Here is a 20,300-nt window from a genome sequence, read left to right on the forward strand (position 1 = left end):
CAATCGCAGCGTTTTCCTATCCTGTTTGCGAAAGCCGTTTATGACACATCACAACAAAGGCAATGTTTTTATTATTTCTGCTGCATCCGGCACGGGCAAAACCACGCTGGTGTCGCGCCTGTGTGCCAATCCTGATAACCGCATTCGTGTGTCGGTGTCGCACACCACCCGCGCCCCGCGTGCGGGCGAAACTGATGGCGAACATTATTATTTTGTTTCCAAAGAAACTTTTATGGACTTGGTGGGACAGGGCGCGTTTTTGGAACACGCCGAAGTGTTTGGTAATTATTACGGCACGGGCATGGCGGGCGTGGAAGATTTGTGCAATCAGGGCTTTGATGTGATTTTGGAAATTGACATTCAGGGCGCGGAACAGGTGCGCCGTTTGCTGCCCGATGCCGTCAGCGTGTTTATTTTGCCGCCGTCGCTGGCAGAGCTGGGCGAGCGTTTGCGCAGGCGCGATACCGACAGCGCCGAAGTGGTTGCCCGCCGCCTATTAAAAGCCGAGCAGGAAATTCAGCAAGCCTTTATTTTTGATTTTGTTGTGGAAAATAAGGATTTAGACCAAGCGGAACGCGATTTGCTGCATATTTTCAAAGCCCACCGCTTCAGCCAAAAACAGCAGCGCAAAACCATTGAAAAAGTTTTGCAAAATCATTAAAATCGGTGTTAATATATTACAAGCCCCGTTTACGCGGGAAAAATGATTAAAAAAGGCAAACTTATGGCACGTATTACTGTAGAAGACTGCATCAGCAAAATTCCCAACCACTTTGATTTGACGCTTACCGCCGCCCGCCGCGCCCGCCAATTGGAAAACGGTTCTTCCCCACTGGTGGACGATGTGCGCCACAATAAGGCAACTGTTACCGCTTTGCGCGAAATCGCCGCTGGACAAATCGGCACAGAAATTCTCTCGCGCAGCAAGTAACCCGCACACAGGCTTTAACGGCATCGCTTCAGGCAGATGCCGTTTTATTTTTAGAAGTTTAAGAAGTATAAAGGAAAACATCATGAAACTGCCCCCAGCCCCCACCGCCACTTACGACAGCCTGTACACCCTGCCTGCGCGTGAAAAGCTGTTCGCTGCCGCCCATTATTTAAACGAAGAAGAACGCCAATTGCTGGAAAAAGCCTGCGCGGTGGCGTTTCGCGCCCATAGTGGACAAGAGCGCAAAAGCGGCGAACCTTATATTACCCACCCCATTGCCGTTACCGAAGAGCTGGCAAAGTGGAATATGGATATTGAAACCCTTTGCGCCGGTTTGCTGCACGATGTATTGGAAGACACCGAAATAGAATACGGGCATATGGTGGAATGGTTTGGGCGCACCATTACCGAGCTGGTGGACGGCGTATCCAAGCTGAACAAATTTGATTATTCCGACAAAGCCCTGCATCAGGCAGAAAGTTTCCGCAAGCTGGTGATGGCGATGACCAAAGACGTGCGCGTGATTTTGGTAAAGCTGTCTGACCGTTTGCACAATATGCGTACCCTGTATGGCGTAGACAAAATTGCCAAACGCCGCAGCACTGCCCGTGAAACTTTAGAAATTCATGCCCCCATTGCCAACCGTTTGGGCTTTAACAGCGTCTATCGCGAATTACAGGATTTGGCGTTTGAACACCTGTATCCCGAGCGTTTTCGCACCTTGCAAAAAGCCATGCAAACCTTCCGCGACCAATATGGCGAAGTGATTGATACCGTAGTAGCAAATTTTGCCAAAGGCTTGAGCGAAAATAATATTGCCAATGCCGAAATTGACGGGCGCGAAAAGCATTTGTACAGCATTTACGAAAAAATGAAACGCCGTAAAGTAGGCTTTGAGCAAGTGTTTGATATTTACAGCATTCGCGTGCTGGTGGACAGCAATTTGGACTGTTATACCGCTTTGGGCGTGATGCACATGCTGTACCGTCCTGATTTAAAGCGTTTTAAAGACCATATTGCCATTCCCAAAAGCAACAGCTATCAAAGCCTGCACACCACTTTGAAAGGTCCGCAAGGTTTGCCGATTGAAGTGCAAATCCGCACCCGCCAAATGCATTCCATTGCTGAAAGCGGGATTGCTTCGGTGTTGGACAGCGCCAATACTTTGCAGCGCACCAAACAATGGTTGGAAGATATTTTGGAATTGCAAGAGCGCAGCGACGGCGATGCCACCGAATTTATGAGCCATGTTAAAGGCGATTTGGCAGCGGGTAATGAAGTGTATGTGTACACCCGAGAGGGCGAAATCATTACCCTGCCGCGTGGCGCAACCGCTTTGGATTTTGCCTATGCCATTCACAGCGATTTGGGACACCGCTGCATCAGCGCAGAGATTAATAAAAAAGAAGGGCAGCCGCTGCGTACCCGCTTGCACAACGGCGACCAAGTGATTATCAATGCTGTAGAAAAAGGCGGTGCATTGCAAGTCAAACCACAATGGCTGGACTGGGTGGTAACGGGACGCGCCCGCAGCGCCATCCGCCAGTATTTGAAGCGGCGCAACCGCAGCCAAGCGGCGCAATTGGGTAAAATTTTATTGGAACAGGCATTTGCCGCATCCCAACAAACTGCGCCCGATTACGATGAAGAATGGTGTTACCGCGTAGGCAGCGGCGAAATCAGCGTTCAGGAAGCCGTGCGCCGTTTGGCGGAAGGCGTAGAGTGGAACGATGCGCCCGTGTGTGTGGATGCAGGTGCGGAAGGCGTGGTATTGGGCGTGTGTTGTCGTCCTGTGGCGGGCGATGCGGTACGCGCGGTGCGCGGTTCGGGCGACGGCTTTACCATTCACCGCGAACACTGTCCGCGCCTGTTGCAAGCGCCGTCTGAACGGCAGGTGGATGCTGAATGGCGCAGCCGTTCGGCGCAAGGCTACGATGTGGAACTGCGGGTATTGAGTGCCGATGCACATGGATTGTTGGCGGCGCTGACAGCGGCGGTTTCGGAAAGCGGAAGTAACATCAATGCTTTGGATACCGTGTCTTTGGTAGATGATACGGGAACGATGGTGTTCCGCTTTAGCGTGCGTGTGGGCAGTTTGGCGGATTTGCAGGCAACCGAACAGGCTTTACGGCGCATTGTGCAAGTGCGTTCGGTGGAACGGGTGTAAGTTTTGTTTCTGTTTGCCATTCTGATGTGTCTGTGGGTACATCAGAATGGCTGATGATTTTTAAGAGAAAATAATCTTATGAAAAATAAGAATATCGCTTTATCGTTTGTTGCTGTGCTGTCTGCGCTGACATTGTCGGTACAGGCAGAAAACAATCCTAATCTTCAACAGGCAGCAGCTGCCTATGAACGCGGTGATTATGCGGAAACCAAAAGATTGTTGGAAACAGAAGCTTTAAAAAACAATGCCGAAGCGCAAAACAATCTGGGTGTATTGTATGCGGGTGGGCATGGTGTGGCGCAAGATTATGGATTAGCGCGACAATGGTATGAAAAAGCAGCGGCAAAGGGATTTGCCGAAGCACAATATAATCTTGGTGTGATATATGAAAAGGGGCATGGGGTAACACAAAACTATGAATTGGCGCGGCAATGGCATGAAAAAGCTGCTGCACAAGGACATATTAAAGCAGCAAGCAATTTGGGGGCGTTGTATGCTAACGGGTTGGGTGGGGTGCAAAATGATAAGCTGGCACGGCAATGGTGGGAAAAGGCTGCGGCGGCAGGAAATGTTGAAGCACAATACAATCTAGGGGTAATGTATGCCAAAGGGCAAGGTGTGGCAGTGAATCATAACTTGGCAAAACAATGGTATGAGAAAGCGGCTGCACAGGGGCATATGGGCGCTCAATATAATTTGGGGCTGATGTATGCAGATGGATTGGGTGTAGCGGTAAACGGTGGTTTGGCAAAACAGTGGTATGAAAAAGCTGCGGTGAGGGGTAGTGCCGATGCCCAATTTGGTTTGGGTTTGCTGTATCGGTATGGAAACGGTGTGAAACAGAATGACCAATTGGCGCAGCAATGGCTAGAAAAAGCGGCTGTTCAAGGACATTCTGATGCACAAAATATGCTGGGCATATTGTATCAGGAAGGTGGCGATGGTGTAGGGCAAGACCATAAATTGGCGCTACAGTGGTATGAAAAATCGGCGCTACAAGAAAATGCCGAAGCGCAATTTAATCTTGCTGCTTTGTATCATTTGGGCTTGGGTGTGAAGCAAAATGATGAACTGGCGCGACAATGGTTGGAAAAATCTGCTGTGCAGGGAAATATCAACGCACAACAGAATTTGGGCGGATTTTATTACTTTGGTGCACAGGGTGTATCTAAAGATTATGCCTTGGCATGGAAATGGTGGGAAAAAGCGGCTATGCAAGGGAATGCCCAAGCCCAATTTGACCTTGGTACTTTGTATTACAATGGGCATGGTGTAAAACAAAGTAATGAGTTGGCAAGGAAATGGTTGAAAAAGGCAGCCGAACAGGGGCATGAAGATGCCAAACGTGCGCTGCAACAATTAAAAGCTCAAGGTCATTAAACCCATTCCCCGTTAAGATAACAGGCTGCCTGAAACGCTTATTCAGGCAGCCTGCTGTGTTTAGAACGGTTGTTTTAAATCATATTTGGTGGAAACCACTTTGCCGTACAACACCCAGCCAGCAAATACCGCCATACCGCCCCAATACATTGCTTCCATACCTGCGCCGTAAAGCGCGTAAAAGCTGTACAGGTTGCCGACAAAGGCAATCAGCGAAGTAAACACCATTTCTTTATGCGGCACCTGATTGGCTTTTTGCAGCACGATAATTGCCGACATCGACAAAATATACGGAATCAGATTGGTGACGACCGCCAAATTCACCAAAATATCAAACTGTTTGCTCAGGCTGGGGCTAACCGTCATCAGTGCCAGCACCGTTTGCACCGAGGCAATAATCAGCATACCCAATACAGGTGTGTTGGTGCGGCTGACTTTGCCGAATTGCGGAATAAAATAACCTTCGTCCGCGCCCGATTTAAACACTTGGGCGATGGTAAACTGCCAGCCCAGCAGTGAACCTGTACAAGACATAATCATCAGCGCAATCACGATTTGCCCTGCGGTGTGGTTAAACATGGATGCAAACACCAAGCCGAAAGGCGCGTCGGAAGCCGCCAAGGAAGCATTCGGCACAATGCCTGCCACCACATTGGTGGATGCAATATAAATCACCGCCGTAATCAAGGTACCCCACAACACGGCAATCGGGACGTTTTTTTCAGGATTGTCCACCGCATCAGCATTGGCGCAAGCGGATTCCAAACCCAAAAACGCCCACAATGTAATGGCAATGGAAGCGGGAACGGCTTCGCTTAAAGGCATATTGTGCGGATTCCATGCCGCCGCATACATTTCGGGGCTGAACCAAAACCAGCCGAACAGCGACACGCCCACCACAGGCAGCACCACGCCCCACACGGTCACGCTGCTGATTTTACCCGTTACCGATGCACCGCCGAAGTTTGCCGCCATGGTCGCCCACACAAACAGCACCGTACCGATGGCCACTTCTAAAGGCGACAAATTCCAGCCCATAAAGGTTTTCAGGTAGCCGACGGCGGAAATGGCAATCGCCACATTGGCAATCAACAGCGAAACGGCATAAGTGTAGTTCGCCATAAAATTGCCTGATTTGCCGAAAGAATATTCGGCATAACCGCCCATGCCGCCGCTGTTGCGGCTGAAGCGTCCGCATTTGGCAAAGGCATACGCCAACGCCATTGAGCCGACGGCGGTAACCAGCCACGATAAAATCGACACCGTGCCGACTTGTGCCAATTTGGCAGGCAGCATAATAATGCCCGAACCCATCATATTGACAACGGTTAGAATCGTCAGTTGGACGACACTCATTTTATTTTTAGAAACAGCCATAATTTTTTACCTTTCTGAATGGTTACACCTAAACAGGCTGCCTGAAACCTTATTTCAGGCAGCCTGCATCTCGCCCGAAACTATGCTTGTTCAGTATTGACTGCGTAACCGAAAGCACGACGGCTGCCGTCTTCCTGTTCCTGCAAATACACGCCCTGAATTTCTGGTTCAAAACCCGGCAGCGAATTGATGCCTTCTTCTAATGCCAGAAAATACTGCTGTACCGCCCCGCCCCACACTTCACCCGGAACCGTACACAACACCCCCGGTGGATAGGGCAGCGCACCTTCTGCCGCCACTTTGCCCGCAATTTCACTCAAACGCACCAAATGCACTTCATTGCGAATCAGAGCTTGCTGTGCATCGTAGGCACTCATCGCCTGACGCGGCCAACCGTCGGCGCGGAACATGGCTTTTTGCAGGTTTTTCATATCATTGCGTTTATAGAACTCGTGCATTTCGCGGCACAGACGGCGGATGGTGTAGCCACGGTAATAATCTTCATAACGCGCATACACACTGGGCAGCACATCGCACATCAGGCTGTCGTTTTCAATATGCCGTTCAAAACGCGCAATCAAAGCGGTTAAATGCTGCAGCTTCGCCAAATTTTCAGACGGTGTCAGCAGGAACAAAATAGAGTTCAAATCGCATTTTTCGGGAACAATGCCGTTGTCGCGCAAGAAATTCGCCAAAATCGTGGCAGGAACGCCAAAATCTTCATAAGCCCCTGTTTGTACGTTAATACCGGGGGTGGTCAGCAATAATTTGCACGGGTCCACAAAATATTGGTTTTCGGCATAACCTTCAAACGAATGCCATTTTGCATCGGGTTCAAAGCGGAAAAAGCGCAAATCATCGCAAATGGTTTCGGTTTCGTAGCTCTGCCACGGCTTGCCGTCCACCGTTTCGGGGACAAACGGGCGAATCATTTTGCAGGTGTCCAGCATCAACTTACGCGCTTCCACGCCCACGCGCACACAATCGCGCCACAATTTGCGTCCCGCTTCGCCTTCGTGCATTTTGGCGTTCACGTCCAAGGCGGCAAACATGGGGTAAAACGGGCTGGTAGAGGCGTGCATCATAAAGGCATTGTTAAAACGCTTGTGGTTGCAATAACGTTTTTGTCCTTTGATGTGGCTGTCTTTTTTATGGATTTGTGAGGTTTGCGAAAATCCAGACTGCTGTTTGTGTACCGATTGGGTCACGATAATACCGGGGTCGTTTTCGTTCAGTTCCAGCAACAGCGGCGAACAGTCGCGCATCATCGGGATAAATTGTTCGTAGCCCACCCATGCGGAATCAAATAAAATGTAGTCGCACAAATGACCGATGCGGTCCACCACCTGACGGGCGTTGTAAATGGTGCCGTCGTAAGTGCCAAGCTGAATCACCGCCAAACGGAACGGGCGTTCGGCATCGGCGCGTTCGGGCGCGACTTTGCGGATTTCGGCGCGGATATAGTCTTCGTCAAAACACGCGGCATCAATACCGCCGATAAAGCCGTAGGGATTACGCGCGGTTTGCAGGTAAACGGGGCGCGCGCCGCAAATCATCAATGCGCCCAAATGGATGGATTTGTGGTTGTTGCGGTCAAACAAAACCAAATCGTCTTTTGCCAACAGGGCGCTGGTCACCACTTTATTGGCTGTGGACGTGCCGTTGAGGACAAAATAGGTTTTGTCGGCGTGATAAACTTTGGCGGCGTGTTTTTGCGCGGCGCAGGCAGGACCTTCGTGAATCAGCAAGTCGCCCAAACGCACATCGGCATTACACAAGTCGGCACGGAACAGGTTTTCGCCGAAAAAGTGGAAAAATTCGCGCCCTGCGGGGTGTTTGGCAAAGAACTGTCCGCCTTGGTGTCCGGGGCAGTCAAAGGCGGCGTAACCGCGTTTGGTGTAGTTTTTCAGGGCGTTGAAAAACGGTGGGGCAAGCTGGGCGGCGTATTCGTCGGCGGCAGCGGCAATTTGTTTGCCGTAGTAATGGCGGCTGCCCAAACCCAGTTGAATTACGCCGCTTAATTCGGGCAACACGGCGGCAGGTACGGCTTCATTGGGTTGCAATGCCAAGAAAACAGGCACGCCAAAACCAGAATTTTTGACTTTTTCCACCGCTGTTTCAATGTGTTCTACCGATGAAACCACTGCGCCGATATTGGTCAGGTCGCTTTGATGCAGATTGACCACTTCGTAAGCATCGGTAATAAAGCCTTCTTGAACGGAAGGACAGGCGGCAATTTTTAAGTATGTCATAGCAAATTATCCCTTGGGTTGTGTTGAAGAAAGTAGCAATACCACGCCCCATCGTTTAAACAGAGACGTAATATTCTGTGCAAACGGGAATCAGTAGAAAAACGGAATCTGCCGAACACGGACACCCGTTTGTTAAAAGAAGTTTTTATTGATAGTGGTTTAGAGTGTATAGCATAATTATAAAATACTTGTTCTGATGTTGTGTTGATTAGGGTCAAGAAAGGGTTCTAAAGGCAATCCATTAGGTGTTTTTTGATGTGTAATAAGTGGTAATTTTGATGTTGCTGCTACTTCGGTTTCGGGCAGCTTGAAATCTTGTTAGAATCGCCGTTTTATTTGTTTTAATGTTGTCGCCAAGGAATTTCCCCGATGAAAGCCAGCCAATTTTTTATTTCCACCTTAAAAGAAGCGCCTGCCGAAGCCGCGCTGCCCAGCCACAAATTGATGTTACGCGCAGGCTTGATTAAAGCCAATGCTTCGGGTTTGTACACTTGGATGCCGATGGGTTTGCGCGTATTGCGTAAAGTGGAAAACATTGTGCGCGAAGAAATGAACCGCGCAGGGGCGGTGGAACTGCTGATGCCTGTGGTGCAAGCTGCCGAATTGTGGCAGGAAAGCGGGCGTTGGGACTTTTACGGTAAAGAACTGCTGCGGATAAAAGACCGCCACGAACGCGATTTCTGCCTTGGTCCGACTTGCGAAGAAGTGATTACCGATATTGTCCGCAAAGAATTTAATTCTTACAAACAACTGCCGAAAAACTTTTACCACATCAACACCAAATTCCGCGACGAAGTGCGCCCCCGTTTCGGCGTGATGCGCGCGCGTGAGTTTGTGATGAAAGATGCTTATTCCTTCCATGCCGATTACGAATCGCTGGTTAAAGATGGTTATCAGCCTATGTATGATGCTTATTGCCGTATTTTTGACCGCTTGGGCTTGGATTACCGTCCTGTGGCGGCGGATACGGGCAGCATCGGCGGTACAGGTTCGCATGAATTTCAAGTGATTGCCGAATCGGGCGAAGACGTGATTGCCTACAGCGACGCTTCCGATTACGCCGCCAATGTGGAATTGGCGCAAACCCTGCCTTTAGCGGGCGAACGCGCCGCGCCAGCCGCACCTTTAAACAAAGTGTCCACGCCCAATGTTAAAACCATTGCCCAACTGGTTGAATTTTTAACTATCCCTGTAGAAACCACCATGAAATCCATTGTGGTGGCAGGCGAAAACGAAGGCGAGCTGGTGTTGCTGCTGCTGCGCGGCGACCATGAATTTAACGACATCAAAGCGGAAAAACTGGCGGGCGTGAAATCGCCTTTGGAAATGGCGTCGCCTGAAGCGGTACGCGCTGCCTTTGGTGCGGACGGCGGTTCGTTGGGTCCTGTTGGTTTTACAGGCAAAGTGTATGCCGATTATGCGCTGGAAAAAGGCGCGGATTGGGTGATTGGCGCAAATGAAAACGACTGCCACTACACAGGCTTTAACTTCGGGCGCGATGCCGCCGAACCCGAATTTGTGGATTTGCGCAATGTCGTAGCGGGCGACCCCAGCCCTTGCGGTACAGGCAGCCTGAAACTGGCACGCGGTATTGAAGTGGGACACGTTTTCCAGTTGCGCGACAAATATTCCGCTGCCATGAACGCCGTATTCTTGGACAACAACGGCAAATCGCAAGTGATGGAAATGGGCTGTTACGGCATCGGCATTACCCGTATTGTCGCCGCCGCCATCGAGCAAAATCATGACGAACGCGGCATGATTTGGACGGACAGCATGGCACCGTTTACCGCCGTGATTGTGCCGATGAACTACAAAAAATCCGAAGCCGTGCGCCAAGCCGCCGATGATTTGTACGCGCAACTGCTGGCAGCGGGCGTCGATGTGCTGCTGGACGACCGCGATGAACGTGCAGGCGTGTTGCTCAACGACAGCGAATTGCTGGGCATTCCGCACCGCATTGTCATTGGCGACCGCGGCTTGAAAGAAGGCGTGGTGGAATACACCCAACGCGCGAACGGCGAAACGCGCAGCGTAGCTGTTGCCGAAGTAAAATCATTGTTTGAATAAAACTTTATTGATTAAAAAATCCCCTTCGTGTTTGGCTACAAAGGGGATTTTTGTGGTTTTAAGCCGCCAGTTGCAAACTGCTTTCGCGCCAACGCGCCGAAAAGGTTTGCAATAAAGCCTGCACTGCCGCATCTTGTTCCAAATATTGTTTGGCTTGGGCGCGTTGTTCCAGCACAATCCGTTCGCGGTACATAGACGGCGTTTCCCAACCGCAATCATCTTGCCATGCCGTGGTACGCAGGTTTAAACCGCTGCCGTAATGCTGCCGCAAAGCGCGGATAATGCGCTCGCGGTACTCGTATTCGGGCGCGTTTTTAATGGTTTTTTCGTCCATCAATGCCAGCGTGAGTGTGTTGTTTTCTAAAGAAACCCATGCCAAATGCTGCAACATCATTTGCGCGGCAGCCACTTGTTTGCCGATGCGCGACACAATGGTAAACCAGTTTTCTGCCGTTAATTCGGGCATGGCTGCGGCGGGTGCGGGTTCTGCTGCTGGGGTATCAGCAGTAGGATTTTCTGCTGCGGTGCTTGCTTCGGTTTTAGTGTGTTCGTGAATAAGCGGGGCTTCGGCTTCGGGGGTAAAATGGCTTACGTCAAAATCATTACCTTCATCGTCCAACCACGGCGGCGGTGCATCGTCTTCTGCCCACGGCATGGGCGGCGGACAATCGTTTTCTGCGGGTGGGGTGGACGTGGTTTCGGTGTCGGTCAACCACGGCGGTGTGTCTTCTACTTCTACCGTTTCTGCTAAAACGGGCGCAGGGGCTGCGGGTGTGGTTTCTGCAATAACAGGCGCAGCAGGGGGCAGCGGCGTGTGGTCGCGGCGGCGGATTTCCTGCGGTTTGGGCGGGGGCAAATCTTGCGGTTTGAATTGTTTGGGGGCAGGGTGGGCGTCGCTGGGACGGCGCAGCGGCGGTGCGTTTTCGGGCAAGATGGCGCGGCGTTCGGCAGTGGGTGCAGCGGCATGGTCAATATAGCCGTGAACAGGCGTATTGTCGGCAGCAAACGGCGCAAATGCTAACATCCGCAGCAGCGTCATCACAAAGCCAGCATATTCATCGGGGGCAAGCGGCAAATCCTGTCTGCCGTGTACCGCGCATTGATAATACAGCTGGATTTGTTCGGGGTGCAGTTCTTCTGCCAAACTGTGCAATGTGTCGCGTTCGGGGTCGTCTGCCAGTGCAGCGGGAACGTGGCGCACCAGTGCCAAACGTTGCAGCAGCAATGCCAACTCTGCCAATGCGGCATCAAAGCCCACGGCATTGGCTGCCATTTCCTGCGCCTGCGCCAATAAACTGCTGCCGTCTTGGGCAATCAGCGCGTTGATGATGCGGTACAGGTGTTGTTGGTCAAGCGCACCCGTCATGCGGCGTACGTCTGCTTCGTTTACCTTACCTGCGCCCATGGCGATGGCTTGGTCTAGCAGGCTTAAGGCATCGCGCATAGAACCTGCCGCCGCGCGTGCCAGCAGTTGCAAAGCCGCGTGTTCGTAAGCAATGCCTTCGCTGTCCAACACATGCGCCAAATGTGCCGATACCTGCTGCGGGGTCATATTACGCAACACAAATTGCAAACAGCGGCTTAATACGGTAACGGGGACTTTGTGCGGGTCGGTAGTCGCGAGAATAAATTTAACGTGTGGCGGCGGCTCTTCCAAAGTTTTCAACATGGCGTTAAACGCACTTTTGGACAGCATATGCACTTCGTCAATAATATAGACTTTATATTTGCCAGACGTGGGTGCGTATTGCGCGTTTTCCAGCACTTCGCGGATATTGTCTATGCCTGTGTTGGATGCAGCGTCAATTTCCAGCAAATCGGGAAAACGTCCTTGGTCAATGGCGGTACAGGCGGCGCATTGTCCACACGGCTCGCCCTGCTGCGGCGCGTGGCAGTTAAAGGCTTTTGCCAAAATACGGGCAATGGTGGTTTTGCCCACGCCCCGCGTACCAGTCAGCAGGTAGGCATGGTGCAAACGCCCTTCGGCGAGCGCGTTTTGCAGGGCTTTAACAATGTGTTCCTGCCCGACTAAATCGGCAAAGGTTTTCGGTCGCCATTTGCGGGCGAGCACTTGATAAGCGGGGGTCATGGCGCAATTGCATAAAACGGTAAACCGCCGATTTTAACATTTTTTCTGAAAACAAAGCCCCCTTAATTGGGGGCTGGGTTGGGTCTGCGTTTATTGAATCGGAGTTTAATCCAACTGCAACACAGCAGAAGTGTACACGTTTTGCACGTCGTCCAAATCTTCCAAAGCGTCAATCAGCTTTTGCATTTTTTCGGCATCTTCGCCGCTTAACACGGTTTCGTTTTGCGCGCGCATGGTCACATCGCCGTCTTCTGATTTAAAGCCTGCTTCTTCCAGCTTGGCTTTGACTTGCGCCCAATCAGCAGGGGCGGTAATCACTTCAATCATGCCGTCTTCATCGGCGGACAACACGTCTTCCGCGCCCGCTTCCAAAGCCGCTTCCATCAGTGCATCTTCATCGGCATTGGCAAACACCAAATAGCCCTGATGCACAAAGTTAAACGCCACACAGCCGTCCGTACCCAAATTGCCACCGTTTTTATTAAACGCATGGCGTACATCAGCCACAGTGCGGGTTTTGTTGTCGGTCATACAGTCCACCATCAACGCCGCGCCGCCAATGCCGTAGCCTTCATAGCGCAGTTCTACATAATCCACGCCTTCCAAATTGCCCGTGCCTTTGTCAATGGCGCGTTGCACATTGTCTTTGGGCATATTCGCGTCCCAAGCCTTGTCCATTGCCAAACGCAGGCGCGGATTGGACGCAGGGTCGCCGCCGCCCAGCTTGGCGGCAACGGTAATTTCTTTAATCAGCTTGGTAAAAATTTTACCGCGCTTGGCATCGGCGCGGGCTTTCTTGTGTTGGATATTCGCCCACTTACTGTGTCCAGCCATGATTTTTCCTTTTCTACAAACAAAAAACAGGTGTGGATTTTAACACAAATTGCTTTTTGTTCCGCTGTTGCCGCGTATTTGCCCCGTTTACGCAGACGAAAAATTTAACCTTTTGAAAACAAAGTTAAGCGTAAAATTTATTTACTTTTATTTCACAAAGATTAACAAATTTCCTTGACGAAACAGCAAGGCTTGATTATATTTGCGCCAACTTTTGAAACGCAGTGTAGCCATCGTGTTAAGAATTGTTGCCGTGCAAACCGCATCGCTTGCCGTCTTGGCGGCGGTTTCCTATGTGTGTTTTGGTGCGGCAAATGCCGTGTCAATGATTTTGGGTGGCGCGTGCTATATTATTCCCACTTTGGCGGCGGCGCTGCTGCTGAAATGGTCGTCATCGCGCCCCATGTTGGTGGGCGCAGCGTTTATCGGCTCTTCGGGCATCAAAACCGTGTTTTCTGCCATTTTGCTGGTGTTGTGCGTGTTGCTGTATCCTGAATTGCAAAACGGACGCAACTTTATGGCGTTCCTGATTGGATTATTGACGGTCAGTCATTTGGTTTTTTTAATTTTTCTAAAGGTTAATCGTTATGGCGGGTGAAGCAGAAACAGTTACTGCAGCGGATTACATCAAACACCACTTGCAAAGCCTTACCAGCGTGGTGGATGTAACCCAAGGACAGGGTTTGAGAAACATTGCCGATTTTTCATTTGTGAATTTGGATGCGCTGTTTTTCTCAGTCGTATTAAGTGCCATTGGCTGCTTTTTCTTATGGCGTGCGGCAAATACTGCTACCGCAGGCGTACCGGGGCGGGCGCAGGCTGCTTTTGAGTTGCTGATTGAATTTGTTAACGATATGTGTAAAAGCATTATCAGCAACGAAGAATCGCGCAAAGTGGTTGCCCCTTTGGGTTTGGCGTTGTTTGTTTCTATTTTCCTGATGAACGCCATGGACTTGCTGCCTGTGGATTTGATTCCGCGCATTTGGCAGGGCATGACGGGCGAACACCATGCACTGATGCGTGTCGTACCCACTGCTGATTTGAATATTTCTTTGGCACTTGCCATTGGCGTATTGATTACCTGTATTGTGTACAGCGTAAAAATCAAAGGTTTCGGCGGCTGGATGCACGAAATGTTTACCGCGCCTTTCGGTAACAAAATCTTTTTGTATCCGATTAACTTTATTCTGAATGTTCTGGAATTCTTGTCCAAAACCGTTTCGCACGGTATGCGGTTGTTCGGCAATATGTATGCGGGCGAACTGGTATTCCTGCTGATTGCCTTGTTGGGCGGTGCGTGGGCAACCACTTGGTATGCACCTGATTTGCTTGACCCGATTATGTTTATCTTCCATATTTTGGCAGGTGCGGCGTGGGCAATCTTCCATATTCTGATTATTACCTTGCAGGCATTTATTTTCATGGCATTGGCTTTTGTGTACATTGGTCAAGCACATGACCACCACTAATTAAAGTTTTTTCCACCTCTCTTTTTCACTTTTTTCAAGGAGTTTTAACATGATCGCAATTGCATGTGGTTTGATTGTTGCTTTGGGTGCTTTGGGCGCTTCTATCGGCATCGCCATGGTAGGTTCTAAATATCTGGAATCTTCTGCACGCCAACCCGAATTGATTGGTCCGTTGCAAACCAAATTGTTCCTGATTGCCGGTCTGATTGACGCCGCGTTCCTGATTGGCGTGGCAATTGCCCTGTTGTTTGCATTTGTTAATCCGTTCGGTGGCTAATATCCGTTTTGAATTGACAAGGCGGATTTGATTAACCCTGATACGAAGGTTAAGTAAAGTGAATTTAAATGCAACCTTAATTGCACAAGTCATTGTCTTCGGCATTTTGGTGTGGTTTGTGGTCAAACACGTTTGGCCGCCCATTATGCAGAAGCTGGACGAGCGTGCCGACAAAATTGCCGAAGGTTTGGCGGCTGCCGAGCGCGGAAAAAGTGATTTTGAGCAGGCAGAGAAGAAAGTTGCAGAACTCTTGGCGGAAGGGCGCACTCAGGTTGCCGAAATGGTAGCCAATGCGGAAAAACGCGCGGCACAAATTGTGGAAGAGGCTAAAGACCAAGCCACAAGTGAAGCCGCCCGTATCGCGGCACAAGCCAAAGCCGATGTTGAGCAAGAGGTAAACCGCGCCCGTGAAGCATTGCGTGAGCAAGTAGCTGCTTTGGCGGTAAAAGGTGCAGAATCTATTTTGCGCCGCGAAGTGGACCAAAAACAGCACGCCAAAATGCTCAGTGCCTTGAAACAGGAGCTGTAAGCTTATGATTGAGTTCGCAACCGTTGCGCGCCCGTATGCCAAAGCATTGTTTGAGCTGGCTGAACAAAAGCAGCAAACTGAATGCTGGTTGGGCGGTCTTGCGCAGTTGGCTTGGCTGGTACAGCAGCCGCAAGTAAGCGGTTTGCTCGGTCGGGTTGATACCGATGCCGCACAAAAAGCGAACGAATTAACGGCGCTGCTTGATTGCCCCGATGCGGTCAAGAGTGCCGAATTCGGCAACTTTGTGCAGGTGTTGGCGCAGGAAAAGCGGCTGACCGTTCTGCCTGAAATTTACGCGCAGTATCAAAATTTGGTTTTGATGCAAAATCATGTCGAAAAAGCGGTTATTTATACTGCTTACGATGTGGCTGCCAAAGAGCAGGCAAAAATTGTCAGTGACTTGGAACAATATTTCAATACCCGTTTGCAAGCATCTTTTCAAACCGATCCCGAATTGATTGGCGGTGTGAAAGTGGAAGTAGGCGATCAGGTATTGGATCTGTCGGTGCAGGCGAAACTAAACCGCCTGTACACGGCGATGACAAATTAGGAGAGTTTTCATGCAGCTTAATCCTGCTGAAATCAGTGATTTGCTGAAAGCCAAAATTGAAAAACTGAACACTGCCCCCGAAGTGCGTACTCGTGGCACGGTGATTTCAGTAACCGATGGTATCGTCCGCGTATATGGTTTGTCAGATGTGATGCAAGGCGAAATGCTGGAATTCCCCGGCAACACTTTCGGCTTGGCGATGAACTTGGAACGCGATTCGGTCGGCGCGGTGGTGCTGGGCGAATACGAGCACATTAAAGAAGGCGACGAAGTTAAGTGTACGGGTCGCATTTTGGAAGTGCCGATTGGTCGTGAGCTGGTTGGTCGCGTGGTTAATGCCTTGGGTCAGCCCATTGACGGCAAAGGTCCGATTAACACTGCCCAAACTGCCCCGATTGAAAAAATTGCCCCCGGTGTGATTGCGCGTCAATCGGTTGACCAGCCGATGCAAACGGGTATTAAAGCGATTGATTCTATGGTACCTGTGGGTCGTGGTCAGCGTGAGCTGATTATTGGCGACCGTCAAACAGGTAAAACCGCTGTGGCATTGGATGCGATTGTCAATCAAAAAGGTACAGGCGTTATCTGTATTTATGTGGCAATTGGTCAAAAAGCGTCTTCTATTGCCAACGTGGTTCGCAAGCTGGAAGAACACGGTGCAATGGAGCATACCATTGTGGTGGCGGCAACCGCATCTGAAGCAGCTGCTCTGCAATTTATTGCCCCCTATTCAGGCTGCACCATGGGTGAATACTTCCGCGACCGCGGCGAAGATGCCCTGATTGTGTATGACGATTTGTCTAAACAAGCCGTAGCTTACCGTCAAATTTCTCTGCTGTTGCGCCGCCCCCCCGGTCGTGAAGCCTACCCAGGTGACGTATTCTACTTGCACTCACGCCTGCTGGAACGTGCAGCACGCATCAATGCCGATGAAGTGGAAAAATTGACCAATGGCGAAGTAAAAGGCAAAACAGGCTCACTGACTGCACTGCCGATTATTGAAACCCAAGCGGGTGACGTATCTGCATTCGTACCTACCAACGTGATTTCTATTACCGACGGTCAGATTTTCTTGGAAACCGACTTGTTCAATTCGGGCATCCGTCCTGCGATTAACGCGGGTATTTCGGTATCGCGCGTAGGTGGTGCGGCACAAACCAAAGTCATCAAAAAATTGGGCGGCGGTATCCGTTTGGCATTGGCACAATACCGTGAATTGGCAGCGTTTTCGCAATTTGCTTCCGATTTGGACGAAGCTACCCGCAAGCAGCTGCAACATGGTGAAGTGGTTACTGAACTGATGAAACAAAAGCAGTTCAATACCTTGAATACCGCTGAAATGGCTTTGACCCTGTGGGCGATTAACAACGGTTCTTATGCCGATGTGCCTGTTGCCAAAGCTTTGGCATTTGAAGCGGATTTCCTGTCGTTTGTACGTACCCAGCACAGCGATTTGCTGGACGCGGTAAACGCTTCAGGTGCTTTGTCGGACGAAAACGAAAAAGTGCTGACCGATGCCATGAAGACCTTTAAGGCTTCTTCCAACTACGCATCATAAGCAGGAAAGAAGGAGTCTGAAATGGCAGTAGGAAAAGAGATTCTGACCAAAATCCGCAGTGTTCAAAATACCCAAAAGATCACTAAAGCGATGCAGATGGTATCCACTTCCAAAATGCGCAAGACTCAGGACCGGATGCGTTTGGCAAGACCGTATGCGGAAAAAGTCCGTTTGGTTATGAACCACTTGGCAAAAACCAACGAATATCACGGTCTGCCGATTCTGCAGCGCCGTGATGAAGTGAAACGCGCAGGCTTTATCCTGATTACCACGGATAAAGGCTTGTGCGGCGGTTTGAACGCCAATTTGCTGAAGAAGTTTTTCATGCAGGTTCAGGCTTATCAAAGCCAAGGCGTGGAAGTGGAAGTGGTTTGCTTGGGCGGAAAAGGCCTGGCTGCCTGTCAGCGTGTCGGTTTGAATGTGGTTGCCAGCGTGGTGAATTTGGGCGATACGCCAAAAATGACCATGCTGTTGGGCGCGGTCAGCAATGTGGTTAAACGCTATGAAAGCGCCGATTTGGATATCGTGCATTTGGTGTATTCCGGCTTTATCAATACAATGAAGCAGGAACCGCGTTCGGAAGTATTGCTGCCCATCGGTAAATCTGAATTGGAAGAGCCAATGGCAGGCGATGAAACCTACAATTGGGATTACCATTACGAACCCAGCCCCTTGGAAGTATTGGAGCATTTGGTTAAGCGTTATTTGGAATCCGTGGTGTTTCAGGCCTTGTGCGAAAACATGGCTTCCGAGCAGGCGGCGCGGATGGTGGCGATGAAAGCGGCAACCGACAATGCCGGCAATGCCATCAAAGAATTGCGTTTGGTGTATAACAAATCACGTCAGGCCGCAATTACCACAGAATTGTCAGAAATTGTGGCGGGTGCGGCGGCTGTATAAGCCCCGTCCGCCAAACAGAATTAGGATACGATAATGAGCCAAGGTAAGATTGTACAAATTATCGGTGCCGTTGTGGACGTGGAGTTTCCGCGTAACGCAATTCCCCGTGTTTACGATGCCTTGAAACTGGTTGATGTTGATTTGACTTTAGAAGTGCAACAGCAACTGGGTGACGGCGTGGTGCGTACCATTGCCATGGGCAGCAGCGACGGTTTGAAACGCGGCATGGCGGTAAACAATACCGGTGCGCCGATTACCGTACCGGTGGGTAAAGCCACTTTGGGACGGATTATGGATGTGTTGGGACACCCTGTGGACGAAGCAGGTCCCATCAATGCCGAGCAAACCCGCGCCATTCACCAGCCTGCGCCCAAATTTGACGAACTGTCCAGCGCTACCGAACTGTTGGAAACCGGCATTAAAGTGATTGACTTGCTGTGTCCGTTTGCCAAAGGCGGTAAAGTGGGTCTGTTCGGCGGTGCGGGCGTGGGCAAAACCGTAAACATGATGGAGTTGATTAACAACATCGCCAAAGCGCACAGCGGTTTGTCTGTATTTGCAGGTGTGGGCGAACGTACCCGTGAAGGTAACGACTTTTATCACGAGATGAAAGATTCCAATGTATTGGATAAAGTTGCCATGGTGTATGGTCAGATGAACGAGCCGCCCGGTAACCGTTTGCGCGTGGCATTGACCGGTTTGTCTATGGCGGAACACTTCCGCGATGAAAAAGACGAAAACGGCAAAGGTCGCGACGTATTGTTCTTTGTGGACAATATTTACCGTTATACGCTGGCGGGTACGGAAGTATCGGCGCTGCTGGGACGCATGCCCTCTGCGGTGGGTTATCAGCCGACACTGGCAGAAGAAATGGGTCGTTTGCAAGAGCGTATTACTTCTACGCAAACCGGTTCCATTACTTCCATTCAGGCAGTGTATGTACCTGCGGATGACTTGACTGACCCGTCGCCTGCGACCACTTTTGCCCACTTGGATGCCACTGTGGTATTGAGCCGTGATATTGCATCTTTGGGTATTTACCCTGCGGTTGACCCCTTGGATTCCACTTCACGTCAGCTGGACCCGATGGTTTTGGGTCAGGAGCATTACGATGTAGCACGCGGTGTGCAATCTACTTTGCAAAAATACAAAGAGTTGCGTGATATTATCGCCATTTTGGGTATGGACGAGTTGTCTGACGAAGACAAAATGACCGTGATGCGTGCGCGTAAAATCCAACGCTTCCTGTCACAGCCTTTCCACGTTGCTGAAGTGTTTACGGGTTCACCCGGTAAATACGTTTCCCTGCGTGACACCATTGCCGGTTTTAAAGCGATTTTGAGCGGAGAGTACGACCATTTGCCCGAACAGGCATTCTATATGGTCGGCGGCATTGAAGAAGCCGTTGAAAAAGCGAAAACCTTAAGCTAAGGAGGCTGGCATGAGCATCATGCAGGTTGAGGTGGTCAGCAACGAAGAACTGATTTTTGCTGGTGAGGCAAAGTTCGTGGTTGTGCCTACCGTAAACGGCGAATTGGGGATTTGTCCCAGACACGAGCCGATTATGAGTTTGGTGCGCCCAGGTGCTTTGCGTGTGACCCCTGCCGATTCGGATGAAGAGGTATTGGTGGCAGTTGCCGGCGGTGTGCTGGAAGTATGCCCGAGCAAAATCACCGTGTTGGCCGATGTGGTGGTGCGCAGTGCCGAAATCGACCAGCAGCGCGCCGAAGAAGCCAAAAAAGCAGCGGAAGCATCTATTTCGCAAGCGAAAGACGATGAGTCACGCGCCCGCGCACAAGCTGCTTTGGCTGCCGCTATCGCCGAACTGAAAACTTTGGAATACTTGTCTAAACGCAGAATTTAATTTTGCAAATGCCAAGCATCAAACCGCCGCCCTGTGATACAGGGCGGCATTTG

At 50.5% G+C, this 20,300-nt stretch carries 18 protein-coding genes; 14 read left to right on the top strand and 4 right to left on the bottom strand.

Annotated elements, in window-relative coordinates:
* Positions 1 to 40 precede the first annotated feature (40 nt).
* From gmk to H3L98_RS06710, 4 genes are all read left to right on the top strand, one after another.
* The gene (gene gmk, locus H3L98_RS06695) at positions 41 to 661 is read left to right on the top strand and encodes a guanylate kinase (protein WP_027021321.1); all 621 of its coding nucleotides are present in this window, start codon (positions 41 to 43) and stop codon (positions 659 to 661) included.
* Between the two features lie 63 nt (positions 662 to 724).
* A complete protein-coding gene (gene rpoZ, locus H3L98_RS06700; RefSeq protein WP_027021322.1) occupies positions 725 to 931 on the top strand; it encodes a DNA-directed RNA polymerase subunit omega in 207 nt (68 codons plus the stop codon).
* Positions 932 to 1,013: 82 nt separating this feature from the next.
* Entirely contained in the window at positions 1,014 to 3,098 is a 2,085-nt protein-coding gene (locus H3L98_RS06705; RefSeq protein ID WP_051531967.1) for a RelA/SpoT family protein, read from the top strand.
* A gap of 78 nt (positions 3,099 to 3,176) precedes the next feature.
* Positions 3,177 to 4,478 carry a tetratricopeptide repeat protein gene (locus H3L98_RS06710; RefSeq protein ID WP_051531968.1) on the top strand — a complete coding sequence of 434 codons (1,302 nt, stop codon included), beginning with the start codon at positions 3,177 to 3,179 and terminating at the stop codon, positions 4,476 to 4,478.
* A 60-nt stretch (positions 4,479 to 4,538) separates the two neighbouring features.
* Here H3L98_RS06710 and potE read toward each other — a convergent pair whose 3' ends face one another.
* Both potE and H3L98_RS06720 read right to left on the bottom strand, forming a co-directional pair.
* Positions 4,539 to 5,855 carry a putrescine-ornithine antiporter gene (gene potE / locus H3L98_RS06715; protein ID WP_027021324.1) on the bottom strand — a complete coding sequence of 439 codons (1,317 nt, stop codon included), beginning with the start codon at positions 5,853 to 5,855 and terminating at the stop codon, positions 4,539 to 4,541.
* An 80-nt stretch (positions 5,856 to 5,935) separates the two neighbouring features.
* Positions 5,936 to 8,107, bottom strand: coding sequence for an ornithine decarboxylase (locus H3L98_RS06720; protein WP_027021325.1), 2,172 nt, complete (start codon positions 8,105 to 8,107; stop codon positions 5,936 to 5,938).
* A 369-nt stretch (positions 8,108 to 8,476) separates the two neighbouring features.
* Here H3L98_RS06720 and H3L98_RS06725 point away from each other — a divergent pair, with 369 nt between their 5' ends.
* Positions 8,477 to 10,177 (top strand): proline--tRNA ligase, encoded by a 1,701-nt coding sequence (locus H3L98_RS06725; protein WP_027021326.1) that lies wholly within the window; start codon positions 8,477 to 8,479, stop codon positions 10,175 to 10,177.
* 58 nt (positions 10,178 to 10,235) lie between these two features.
* Here H3L98_RS06725 and dnaX read toward each other — a convergent pair whose 3' ends face one another.
* Positions 10,236 to 12,266, bottom strand: coding sequence for a DNA polymerase III subunit gamma/tau (gene dnaX, locus H3L98_RS06730; protein ID WP_027021327.1), 2,031 nt, complete (start codon positions 12,264 to 12,266; stop codon positions 10,236 to 10,238).
* A 105-nt stretch (positions 12,267 to 12,371) separates the two neighbouring features.
* A complete protein-coding gene (locus H3L98_RS06735) occupies positions 12,372 to 13,100 on the bottom strand; it encodes a YebC/PmpR family DNA-binding transcriptional regulator (protein WP_027021328.1) in 729 nt (242 codons plus the stop codon).
* Between the two features lie 202 nt (positions 13,101 to 13,302).
* On the opposite strand from H3L98_RS06735, the gene H3L98_RS06740 reads away from it, so the two are divergent.
* The 9 genes from H3L98_RS06740 to H3L98_RS06780 are packed head-to-tail and all read left to right on the top strand — an operon-like array spanning position 13,303 to position 20,247.
* A complete protein-coding gene (locus H3L98_RS06740; RefSeq protein ID WP_124793863.1) occupies positions 13,303 to 13,698 on the top strand; it encodes an ATP F0F1 synthase subunit I in 396 nt (131 codons plus the stop codon).
* Positions 13,688 to 14,569: a F0F1 ATP synthase subunit A gene (gene atpB, locus H3L98_RS06745; protein WP_027021330.1), complete on the top strand. Its 882-nt coding sequence runs from the start codon at positions 13,688 to 13,690 to the stop codon at positions 14,567 to 14,569. The genes H3L98_RS06740 and atpB overlap by 11 nt, the downstream gene beginning before the upstream one ends.
* Before the next feature lie 49 nt (positions 14,570 to 14,618).
* Positions 14,619 to 14,846, top strand: coding sequence for a F0F1 ATP synthase subunit C (gene atpE / locus H3L98_RS06750; RefSeq protein WP_027009047.1), 228 nt, complete (start codon positions 14,619 to 14,621; stop codon positions 14,844 to 14,846).
* A 58-nt stretch (positions 14,847 to 14,904) separates the two neighbouring features.
* Positions 14,905 to 15,375, top strand: a complete 471-nt coding sequence (locus H3L98_RS06755) for a F0F1 ATP synthase subunit B (RefSeq protein ID WP_027021331.1) — start codon at positions 14,905 to 14,907, stop codon at positions 15,373 to 15,375.
* Positions 15,376 to 15,379: 4 nt separating this feature from the next.
* On the top strand, positions 15,380 to 15,925 hold the full coding sequence (locus H3L98_RS06760) for a F0F1 ATP synthase subunit delta (protein ID WP_027021332.1): 546 nt from the start codon (positions 15,380 to 15,382) through the stop codon (positions 15,923 to 15,925).
* Positions 15,926 to 15,935: 10 nt separating this feature from the next.
* Positions 15,936 to 17,483 (top strand): F0F1 ATP synthase subunit alpha, encoded by a 1,548-nt coding sequence (gene atpA, locus H3L98_RS06765; RefSeq protein ID WP_027021333.1) that lies wholly within the window; start codon positions 15,936 to 15,938, stop codon positions 17,481 to 17,483.
* 21 nt (positions 17,484 to 17,504) lie between these two features.
* A complete protein-coding gene (gene atpG, locus H3L98_RS06770; RefSeq protein WP_027021334.1) occupies positions 17,505 to 18,383 on the top strand; it encodes a F0F1 ATP synthase subunit gamma in 879 nt (292 codons plus the stop codon).
* Positions 18,384 to 18,416: 33 nt separating this feature from the next.
* The gene (gene atpD / locus H3L98_RS06775) at positions 18,417 to 19,814 is read left to right on the top strand and encodes a F0F1 ATP synthase subunit beta (RefSeq protein WP_027021335.1); all 1,398 of its coding nucleotides are present in this window, start codon (positions 18,417 to 18,419) and stop codon (positions 19,812 to 19,814) included.
* A gap of 10 nt (positions 19,815 to 19,824) precedes the next feature.
* Positions 19,825 to 20,247, top strand: a complete 423-nt coding sequence (locus H3L98_RS06780) for a F0F1 ATP synthase subunit epsilon (protein WP_027021336.1) — start codon at positions 19,825 to 19,827, stop codon at positions 20,245 to 20,247.
* The last annotated feature ends 53 nt before the right edge of the window (positions 20,248 to 20,300 follow it).

The organism is Conchiformibius steedae (assembly GCF_014054725.1).
In the GTDB taxonomy this organism is placed as follows: domain Bacteria; phylum Pseudomonadota; class Gammaproteobacteria; order Burkholderiales; family Neisseriaceae; genus Conchiformibius; species Conchiformibius steedae.

Coding starts and splice junctions, on each gene's coding strand:
- gmk (WP_027021321.1), top strand. CDS start 41: ATGACACATCACAACAAAGGCAATGTTTTTATTATTTCTGCTGCATCC.
- rpoZ (WP_027021322.1), top strand. CDS start 725: ATGGCACGTATTACTGTAGAAGACTGCATCAGCAAAATTCCCAACCAC.
- H3L98_RS06705 (WP_051531967.1), top strand. CDS start 1,014: ATGAAACTGCCCCCAGCCCCCACCGCCACTTACGACAGCCTGTACACC.
- H3L98_RS06710 (WP_051531968.1), top strand. CDS start 3,177: ATGAAAAATAAGAATATCGCTTTATCGTTTGTTGCTGTGCTGTCTGCG.
- potE (WP_027021324.1), bottom strand. CDS start 5,855: ATGGCTGTTTCTAAAAATAAAATGAGTGTCGTCCAACTGACGATTCTA.
- H3L98_RS06720 (WP_027021325.1), bottom strand. CDS start 8,107: ATGACATACTTAAAAATTGCCGCCTGTCCTTCCGTTCAAGAAGGCTTT.
- H3L98_RS06725 (WP_027021326.1), top strand. CDS start 8,477: ATGAAAGCCAGCCAATTTTTTATTTCCACCTTAAAAGAAGCGCCTGCC.
- dnaX (WP_027021327.1), bottom strand. CDS start 12,266: ATGACCCCCGCTTATCAAGTGCTCGCCCGCAAATGGCGACCGAAAACC.
- H3L98_RS06735 (WP_027021328.1), bottom strand. CDS start 13,100: ATGGCTGGACACAGTAAGTGGGCGAATATCCAACACAAGAAAGCCCGC.
- atpB (WP_027021330.1), top strand. CDS start 13,688: ATGGCGGGTGAAGCAGAAACAGTTACTGCAGCGGATTACATCAAACAC.
- atpE (WP_027009047.1), top strand. CDS start 14,619: ATGATCGCAATTGCATGTGGTTTGATTGTTGCTTTGGGTGCTTTGGGC.
- H3L98_RS06760 (WP_027021332.1), top strand. CDS start 15,380: ATGATTGAGTTCGCAACCGTTGCGCGCCCGTATGCCAAAGCATTGTTT.
- atpA (WP_027021333.1), top strand. CDS start 15,936: ATGCAGCTTAATCCTGCTGAAATCAGTGATTTGCTGAAAGCCAAAATT.
- atpG (WP_027021334.1), top strand. CDS start 17,505: ATGGCAGTAGGAAAAGAGATTCTGACCAAAATCCGCAGTGTTCAAAAT.
- atpD (WP_027021335.1), top strand. CDS start 18,417: ATGAGCCAAGGTAAGATTGTACAAATTATCGGTGCCGTTGTGGACGTG.
- H3L98_RS06780 (WP_027021336.1), top strand. CDS start 19,825: ATGAGCATCATGCAGGTTGAGGTGGTCAGCAACGAAGAACTGATTTTT.